This is a genomic window from Cytobacillus depressus (assembly GCF_008923245.1).
Classification (GTDB): Bacteria; Bacillota; Bacilli; order Bacillales; family Cytobacillaceae; genus Cytobacillus; species Cytobacillus depressus.
Map to the genome: position 1 here is coordinate 113,849 of NZ_WBOS01000012.1, position 8,797 is coordinate 122,645.

The following is an 8,797-nucleotide window of genomic DNA, read 5'->3' on the forward strand; positions in this document are numbered from 1 at the left end:
AACAAAAGCGACATCTTTCAATGCCGCTTTATCAAATTCATCGCAGATTAACGGGCTGTAAGACCCCACACTTTAAGCAGCTGATAGTAGCATAAAGTTCTGAATGGGGATCCAACAGCCCGTAAAGGCCCGACGACGGACAGGATGCCCTAGTCAGGCGAAAGCCACAGGACGTGGCGTTTTGAGCGTGATTGGGTTCAACTAAGCCGATGAAAGGCACATCGGCAAGTTTCACTGTATCTCATGTATTCGTTCAAAATTATTTATATTCCAAAAATGATTAACAAACTGGAACCTTTTCTTCGCTATCAACTGGATTGATTTCCGTTGGATAATTACCTGTAAAGCAAGCAAGGCAAAGGCCTTGTGATTTTCCAGATTCATTTTTGTTAATCGCTTCGACCATTCCATCCACACTTAAAAAGGTTAATGAATCTGCCCCCATAATCTCTCTAATTTCTTCGATTGAATGATTGGCAGCAATTAATTCTTTTCTAGTGGACATGTCAATCCCGTAGAAGCATGGATTTTTAATTGCTGGTGAGCTAATGACAACATGCACTTCTGTTGCTCCTGCTTCTCTAAGCAAATTAACAATTCTTTTGCTCGTTGTCCCGCGAACAATCGAATCATCCACCATAATGACGCGTTTTCCTTCGACAACTCCTCTAACCGGAGATAGCTTCATTTTTACCCCTTGGTCTCTAAGAGCTTGTGAAGGCTGGATAAATGTCCGGCCAACATAGCGATTCTTGATTAATCCCATTTCATACGGAATTCCTGTCGCCTCTGCATATCCAATGGCAACTGAAATACTTGAATCTGGAACACCTGTAACTACATCAGCTTCAATCGGGGCTTCAAGCGCCAATTGCTTCCCAAGTCTTTTCCGGGCTGAATGAACATTTATTCCGTTAATATTGCTATCCGGACGGGAGAAATAAATGTATTCCATCGTGCACATAGCTGTATGTGATGCCAATGAAAACATTTCCGAATGGAGCCCTTCATCACTGATGACAAGCAGTTCGCCAGGATAAATATCACGTTCAAATTTTGCGCCGACAATATCAAAGGCACATGTTTCTGAGGCTACGACATAAGCATTTCCTAGCTTCCCAAGAGCGAGGGGCTTCATGCCGTTCGGATCGAGAGCAACAATTAATTCTGTTTCAGTCATGATTAGGAAAGCATAGGCCCCTTTTAACATCGATAAAGCATTTTTCACCCGGTCCTTTAAAGAAGTAAATCCTCCTCTTCTAATGAGATGAGCCAAGATTTCCGTATCTGAGCTTGTTTGGAAAATACTCCCTTGGTTTTCAAGCTGATTTCTTAATGCTTTAGCATTGATTAAACTTCCGTTATGGCAAAGAGCCATGCTCCCAGTTTGTGAATGGAATAGGAGAGGCTGGATATTTTCATATCCGCTTCCCCCATTAGTTGAATACCTTACATGGCCAATAGCCGAGTTGCCTGATAAGTCTTTCATCGATTCAGCTGTAAAAACTTCAGTAACTAGTCCATCGCCTTTCACGCCACTAAGCTTAGAGCCATCCGTTACAACCATACCTGTTCCCTCTTGGCCCCGATGCTGCAGGCTATGAAGGCCATAATACGTAATTTGAGATGCGTCTGTATGGCCCCAAACACCAAAAATCCCACATTCTTCTTGAAGGCCTTCTATTTCAGCAGGCATGGAATAGCTCCTTTCCAGGCTTGTCGAAGTACGTCAACTTTCTCGGTAAGCACAGTGTCCTTTTCTTCTGCAGTAATTTGAAGAACTCCCGTATCTGTAACTTCACCAAGCAGCTTTGCATCCACTAAGCCTTCAAATTCTTTTTGGTTTTCTTTTTTAACTGATAATAAGAAACGTGATTGTGATTCACTGAATAATGCCGACACGATATTTCCTGAAATCTCAATATTGGCGCCTAGACCATTTGTACCCATTAAGCTTTCAGCAACGGCTACAGCCAATCCTCCTTCAGATAAATCGTGAGCAGAAGCAACTAATCCAGAGCGAATAGCTGTTAGTACTTGTTTTTGGTGCTTCTCTTCTACATCTAAATCAAGTTCAGGCGCTTTTCCAAAAATCTTTCCGTACGTTAATTTTTGTAATTCGCTACCGCCGAATTCATCTTTCGTTTCACCTAATAGATAGATCAGATCTCCTGCTTCTTTAAAATATTGAGTTGTTGCGTGGTCAATATCTTTAAGAAGGCCGACCATGCCAATTGTAGGTGTTGGATAAATAGCTTTCCCGTCATATTGATTCGATAAGGAAACATTTCCACCAATAACTGGTGTGTTTAATTTGCGGCATGCTTCGCTAATTCCATCAGCAGATTTATCGATTTGCCAGAAGATCTCCGGGTTATCCGGGCTACCAAAGTTTAAGTTATCCGTAACTGCTAAAGGCTCTCCGCCAGAGCAAACAATATTTCTCGCTGCTTCAGAAACGGCAATTTTTCCGCCTGTTTCTGGATCAAGATATACATAGCGTCCATTACAGTCCGTTGTCATCGCCAAGCCTTTGCGTGTTCCGCGGATTCTAACAACTGCCGCATCAGAGCCAGGAGCAACAACTGTATTCGTACCGGCCATATAATCGTACTGACTATATACCCATTCCTTACTAGCAATCGTCGGTTGTTGAAGAAGCTTGACTAACGTTTCTTTATAATCATTAACTGCAGGAATATCATTTTCCATTGCTTGGAACTCACGGAAATACGCCGGCTCTTGTGATGGCTTATTATAGACTGGTGCATCCTCTGCTAATGCATCAGCAGGGACTTCTGCTACGACTTCACCTTTATGCAGTAGACGAAGCATTTTATCGTCTGTTACTTTTCCAATTGCAACGGCTTCAAGATTATATTTCGCAAAAAGATCGGTGATCTCTTGTTCTCTGCCGGTTTTTACAACAATCAGCATTCTCTCTTGTGATTCAGAAAGCATCATTTCATAAGCTGACATTCCTGGTTCTCTTTGAGGAACGAGATCTAAGTTCATTTCAACGCCTGAACCTGCTTTACTTGCCATTTCAGCCGAAGAACTCGTTAGACCAGCGGCACCCATATCTTGAATACCGATAAGCGCATCTGATTGAACTAACTCAAGGCATGCTTCCATTAGAAGCTTCTCTAGGAACGGATCACCCGCTTGAACAGCAGAGCGCTCTTCAACTGGTTCGTCTTTTAATTCAGCTGAAGAGAAGCTCGCTCCATTAATTCCATCGCGGCCTGTTGGTGCTCCAACATACATCACGGTGTTTCCAATTCCACGAGCTTGCCCTTTTTGGATATCTTTATGATCTAGCAATCCGACTACCATTGCGTTCACTAGCGGATTTTTTTCGTAAGCTGGATCAAACTGCACTTCTCCACCAACAGTTGGTACACCAATCCGGTTCCCGTAGCCGGCAATACCAGCAACAGCTTCTTTAAACAGATATTTTACTCGCGGCGAATCTAATTCACCAAAGCGTAAAGAATTCAGTGCTGCAATTGGTCTTGCTCCCATTGAAAAGACATCGCGAAGAATTCCACCGACACCTGTTGCTGCCCCTTCGTAAGGCTCAATAGCTGATGGAGAGTTATGGCTTTCTATTTTGAAAACAACAGCTTGCTCATCGCCAATATCGACAATTCCTGCTCCTTCCCCTGGGCCTTGAAGAACTTTCTCACCTGTTGTAGGGAATTTTCTTAAAATCGGTTTGGAGCTTTTATAGCTGCAGTGTTCAGACCACATGCCGGAAAATAGACCCGTCTCTGTGTAGTTTGGAAGACGGCCGAGAATTTTCTCAATCATCGCAAATTCTTCATCCGTCAAACCCATTTCTTTATATACTTTTTCTGCTTTTAATTGTTCCGGATTTTTCTCAAGCATTAGCGACATGTGCTTCCCTCCAATTTTTCACGATCGATTGAAAAAGTTTCAAACCATCTGTTCCCCCGATTAACTCTTCAACTGCTCTTTCAGCATGAGGCATAATTCCTAAAACATTACCCTTTTCATTCGTAATTCCTGCGATATTTTCAAGGCTTCCATTCGGATTGGAGCCGTTATACGTAAATACAATTTGCTTATTCTCTTTTAATCTATCAAGTGTTTCATCATCGCAATAGTAGTTTCCATTGCCATGTGCGATTTGCAGTGAAAGAACTTCATTTGATTCATATTCAGATGTGAAAAGCGTCTCATTATTTTCAACTTTCACTTCAACTGAGCGGCAAATGAACTCTAAGCTTTCATTTCGTTTCATGGCTCCTGGAAGAAGGCCCGCTTCTAATAAAACTTGGAAGCCATTGCTTACGCCGATTACCGGCTTTCCCGCTTCTGCAGCTTTTTTTACTTCATTTATAACTTTACTGTGACGAGCAATGGCACCTGGACGTAAATAATCTCCATATGACGCGCCCCCTGGGAGGATGATTCCGTCAAAACCTTCAAGGTTTTCCGCCTCATGGTTAACGATCTCGACCTCTTCCTTAAGAACATCTTTTAAAGCACTATACATATCAGCTTCATTGGAACCTGGAAAAGCAATAACCGCTAGTCTCACTGAGCAACTACCTCCTCGATTTCATAACGGTAATCTTCAACATTCAAGTTAACTAACAATTTTTCACACATTTCATTGACGATTTCGTCGATATTTCGCTCTGTATTTTCAATCGTTAATTCCACATATTTACCGATGCGAACATTTGACACTTCGCTGTAGTTAAGCTTGTGAAGGGAATCTTTTGCAACTGTACCTTGTGGATCGATAACACTTTCTCTTAATGTGATAAATACTTTAACGTTGAACATTTTTTTGCCTCCCAGTTTGGAATTATATAGTTTTTTCTATTAATCTTATTTTTTAAAGAGGTATGAGTATTAGGAAAATTTATATTAAAAAATTATTGCACGTCCCAAATACTGCTTCTTTCCAACTCGATAAGAGCATCATCTACAGAGTTGCGCAAAAGGGTAACATGCCCCATTTTCCGTTTGTATTTTGCTTCCTTTTTTCCGTATAAATGGATTTTCCAGTTTGATAACTCCGGAATTTCCTCTAATAGCCTTGACTGATGCTGTCCTAAAATATTGACCATTACAGCGGGTGTAAGTAATCTTGTCTCTCCAAGCGGCCAATTACAAACAGCACGAATATGCTGCTCAAATTGTGAGGTTTCACATGCCTCGATTGAATAATGACCGGAATTATGTGGGCGTGGGGCCAATTCATTGATATAGATATGCCCATCAGCTGTTAAAAACATCTCTACCGCCAACGTTCCGACAAGCTCGAAAGCCTCAGCAAGCTTACTAGCTTCTTCTAATGCCTTTTCCTCGGCTTGTTTTGAGATTCTTGCCGGCACAATCGTCTGATGGAGAATATTTTCTTTATGAATGTTCTCTCCAACAGGGAAAGTCACTGCTTCACCAGAAGAGTTTCGGCAAATAATAACAGAAATTTCTTTTTCAAATGGAATCCATTTTTCTAGCACGCAAATTCCTTTTTCAAGGAGGTTTGCGGCTTCGGCAATATCTTGCTCGTTTTTAATGACATATTGCCCTTTTCCGTCATAGCCACCTCTAGCAGTCTTTAATACAGCTGGATAGCCAAGCTTGTTTATACTTTCTTGTATATCTTGGATCTTTTCAATTACGGCATATGGAGCAACCTCTGCTCCTGCTTTTTGAATGGCTGCCTTTTCAGTCGTACGGTCTTGTGTAATCTCTAGTAATCTAGCACCTTGAGGAACATATGCATTTGCACATAACCATTCCAAGCATTCTGCATTAATATTTTCAAATTCGTAAGTAATCACATCACTTATCTTTGCCAATTCCTTAATGGCATCTAAACTGTGATACTCTCCAATGATCTTATAATCTGCTATTTGCCCGCATGGGGAATCCTCTGTCGGGTCTAGTACGGCAATCCTGAAGCCTTGAGCCTTCGCTGCAAGAGCCATCATTCGTCCTAATTGACCGCCGCCAATAATTCCGATTGTTTGTCCAGGTAAGATGACTTTTTTAGACAAGTTCATCACTGCTTTCTAAAACTTCTTGTTTTGTATTTTCTCTTTTGTGTTCAAGACGCTCTGCTATTTGAGAATCAAATGCACCAAGTATTTGTACCGCAAGAAGGCCGGCATTCGTTGCACCTGCCTTACCAATCGCAACTGTTGCGACCGGAATTCCTCCTGGCATTTGAACAATTGATAATAAGGAGTCTAGTCCATTTAACGCTTTAGACTGTACCGGAACACCTATCACTGGAATCGTCGTTTTTGCAGCAACCATTCCTGGTAAGTGAGCCGCCCCTCCAGCTCCAGCAATTATGACCTTTATTCCTTTATCTCTAGCTTGTTCGGCATATTCAAACATTAAATCTGGAGTTCGATGAGCGGAAACAACCTTTTTTTCATATTGAATGTCAAGTTCATCAAGAATTTCGCAAGTATGCTTCATCGTTTCCCAATCTGATTTGCTTCCCATGATCACTGCAACTTGTGCCATCTTTATTCCTCCAGCGTTAAGATTTATTTCAAATAAAAAAGCCCAGACAAATTACTTTCTTCATGGAGAGAAAGTAATTTGCCTGGGCAAAAAATCATTAGGGAACATACCTTAATAGAACAGGATGTAGTTCCTGATATATACCTGGCATATTTACTTTCCCTCATAGTCCAATAATTTACGGTTATTGGGTAGAAACTTATGGGCCACATTCCCATTATTATACGAGGGGATTATTCGCTTCATTGATAACTTCTAATCACATCTTAACAACTCAAGAAAGACATGTCAACTAAAAATCGAACATTATAAAATAGATAATATTAATCGTTCGTGTTTTATCATTCTACTGCTTTCGCTTCAAACATGATTTGGCGCCCAACTGGCTCGTAGGTTACCGAGCCTCTAGTCTTTTTCTCGGCAAAAATAGGCTTTTCCGTTCTTCTGACTGGTACATATCCGGCTTTTTTTATTCGCTCTAAACACATATCAATCGTTTCATTTTCCTGAACTTCAAAAACCATTTTCTTTTTTCCTTTACTCATGAAAATAACTTCCCTTTCTTTACTGATTTTACCCAGAAACCGCCATGAATCGTTTTCGGTTCATACGCAATAATAAACGCTTTCGGATCCAGCTCCTTAATTGTCTGATAAAGCTTTAACTCATATTTTCTAGGTGTTAGGATCTGCAATGCCATGCGATCTCCTTCCAACCCATTGGCTGCCCAACTTGTCACACCATAGCCTTTTTCCCTTAGCATCCTCGGCATATCTTTATCATATTCCTTCGTTATGACATTTACGGTAATATAACCAAGAGCCAGCTTCTCCTCAATCTTCATGCCAACAATCACACCAATTCCATACCCAACAGCATATGCAATCAAGTTCTGAATTTGATTAAGATTATCAAGCACCAACCCTAACCCAACTACATAAATAACAACCTCTATCGTACTAATAAAAGCAGCTAAATACCTTTGACCTTTTAACGTTAATATCATTCTTATCGTAAAAAAAGATACATAAACAATATTGATTAAAAGAATAATAGCAACCATTAAAATACCACTTTCTAGCACAGCCAGCTCCCCCTTTATATTGTCATTCCTCTAACCAATATATTTTTAATACCCTTATCATTAACCATTTTACTCCTAAATATCGAATATTAATTGTACAGGAGATTGACAAATTTGCGAAGCAGATAGAATGATTTGTTATTAACATTACAATTTGGATATTAAATGGGGATTTATGCAGAAATTGTTGTTTTGTCTTACTGGGTTGGGGCTTTTCTTGGTTACAGGGGAGTTTACTTGGTAATGATGGGGGCAAGACCTAAGAAGTTCTCTCATGGTGACCGCTTTCGATAGGGGTTTAGCAAAACGCGAGTCATGAACCTTTCATAGTGAAAGTTCTCTTACGGGTCTTAGCAAAACCAGGCCCATGATCCTTTCATAGTTACCGTTTTCTTTCGGGGCTTCGTAAAACGAGGCCCATGATCCTTCCATAGTGCCCGTTTTCTTACCGGTCTTAGCAAAACCAGGCCCATGAACCTTTCATAGTTACCGTTTTCTTTCGGGGCTTCGTAAAACGAGGTCCATGAACCTTCCATAGTGGCCGTTTTCTTACTGGACCTAGCAAAACGAGGCCCATGATCCTTCCATAGTGCCCGTTTTCTTTCGGGACTTAGTAAAACGAGGCCCATGAACCTTCCATACTGCCCGTTTTCTTTCGGGGCTTCGTAAAACGAGGCCCATGATCCTTCCATAGTGCCCGTTTTCTTACCGGACTTAGCAAAACGAGGCCCATGATCCTTCCATAGTGCCCGTTTTCTTACCGGACTTAGCAAAACGAGGCCCATGAACCTTCCATAGTGGCCGTTTTCTTACGGGACTTAGCAAAACGAGGCCCATGAACCTTTCATAGTGGCCGTTTTCTTACCGGACCTAGCAAAACGAGACCCATGAACCTTTCATAGTAACCGTTTTTGGTCGGGACTTAGTAAAACGAGTGTCATAAAACCGTCGGGGCATTGCAAAGCGCGAGCCATGACGCTTTTTTAACGTCCGATTTCAGTAATTTATAAAAAAGCGTTTCCTTTATAATTAAATTTACAGTAATTTTGCGTACAAAAAAAGAACATCATTACGATGTTCTTTTTTGCCTAGCGACGTCCTACTCTCACAAGGGGACAGCCCCTAACTACCATCGGCGCTGAAAAGCTTAACTTCCGTGTTCGGGATGGGAACGGGTGTGACCTTTTCGCTATC

Annotated in this window: 8 protein-coding genes, 1 rRNA gene and 1 riboswitch; all 9 genes read right to left on the reverse strand. The window is 41.2% G+C overall.

Annotation, left to right across the window (positions count from 1 at the left end; all coding sequences use genetic code 11):
- Positions 1-280: 280 nt before the first annotated feature.
- The gene (gene purF, locus F7731_RS19130; protein ID WP_151536393.1) at positions 281-1,696 is read right to left on the reverse strand and encodes an amidophosphoribosyltransferase; all 1,416 of its coding nucleotides are present in this window, start codon (positions 1,694-1,696) and stop codon (positions 281-283) included.
- Complete coding sequence (purL, locus tag F7731_RS19135; protein WP_151536394.1) at positions 1,681-3,900, reverse strand: phosphoribosylformylglycinamidine synthase subunit PurL; 2,220 nt, start codon at positions 3,898-3,900, stop codon at positions 1,681-1,683. The genes purF and purL overlap by 16 nt, the downstream gene beginning before the upstream one ends.
- On the reverse strand, positions 3,884-4,567 hold the full coding sequence (gene purQ / locus F7731_RS19140; RefSeq protein WP_151536395.1) for a phosphoribosylformylglycinamidine synthase subunit PurQ: 684 nt from the start codon (positions 4,565-4,567) through the stop codon (positions 3,884-3,886). Before purQ ends, purL begins: the two co-directional genes overlap by 17 nt.
- The gene (gene purS, locus F7731_RS19145; protein WP_151536396.1) at positions 4,564-4,818 is read right to left on the reverse strand and encodes a phosphoribosylformylglycinamidine synthase subunit PurS; all 255 of its coding nucleotides are present in this window, start codon (positions 4,816-4,818) and stop codon (positions 4,564-4,566) included. Before purS ends, purQ begins: the two co-directional genes overlap by 4 nt.
- Positions 4,819-4,910: 92 nt before the next feature.
- The gene (gene purK, locus F7731_RS19150) at positions 4,911-6,047 is read right to left on the reverse strand and encodes a 5-(carboxyamino)imidazole ribonucleotide synthase (RefSeq protein ID WP_212031219.1); all 1,137 of its coding nucleotides are present in this window, start codon (positions 6,045-6,047) and stop codon (positions 4,911-4,913) included.
- Entirely contained in the window at positions 6,034-6,519 is a 486-nt protein-coding gene (gene purE / locus F7731_RS19155; protein ID WP_151536398.1) for a 5-(carboxyamino)imidazole ribonucleotide mutase, read from the reverse strand. Before purE ends, purK begins: the two co-directional genes overlap by 14 nt.
- A 146-nt stretch (positions 6,520-6,665) precedes the next feature.
- A riboswitch (purine riboswitch) is annotated at positions 6,666-6,767 on the reverse strand.
- A gap of 93 nt (positions 6,768-6,860) precedes the next feature.
- Complete coding sequence (locus tag F7731_RS19160) at positions 6,861-7,064, reverse strand: NETI motif-containing protein (protein ID WP_151536399.1); 204 nt, start codon at positions 7,062-7,064, stop codon at positions 6,861-6,863.
- A complete protein-coding gene (locus F7731_RS19165) occupies positions 7,061-7,582 on the reverse strand; it encodes a DUF2179 domain-containing protein (RefSeq protein ID WP_170289750.1) in 522 nt (173 codons plus the stop codon). Before F7731_RS19165 ends, F7731_RS19160 begins: the two co-directional genes overlap by 4 nt.
- A gap of 1,107 nt (positions 7,583-8,689) precedes the next feature.
- Positions 8,690-8,797 (reverse strand): 5S ribosomal RNA (gene rrf / locus F7731_RS19170); the annotation flags it as partial.

Excerpts from the sequence above, each read along its gene's own strand:
- purF (WP_151536393.1), bottom strand. The coding sequence starts at position 1,696 with ATGCCTGCTGAAATAGAAGGCCTTCAAGAAGAATGTGGGATTTTTGGT.
- F7731_RS19165 (WP_170289750.1), bottom strand. The coding sequence starts at position 7,582 with ATGGTTGCTATTATTCTTTTAATCAATATTGTTTATGTATCTTTTTTT.
- F7731_RS19160 (WP_151536399.1), bottom strand. The coding sequence starts at position 7,064 with ATGAGTAAAGGAAAAAAGAAAATGGTTTTTGAAGTTCAGGAAAATGAA.
- purK (WP_212031219.1), bottom strand. The coding sequence starts at position 6,047 with ATGAACTTGTCTAAAAAAGTCATCTTACCTGGACAAACAATCGGAATT.
- purL (WP_151536394.1), bottom strand. The coding sequence starts at position 3,900 with ATGTCGCTAATGCTTGAGAAAAATCCGGAACAATTAAAAGCAGAAAAA.
- purE (WP_151536398.1), bottom strand. The coding sequence starts at position 6,519 with ATGGCACAAGTTGCAGTGATCATGGGAAGCAAATCAGATTGGGAAACG.
- purS (WP_151536396.1), bottom strand. The coding sequence starts at position 4,818 with ATGTTCAACGTTAAAGTATTTATCACATTAAGAGAAAGTGTTATCGAT.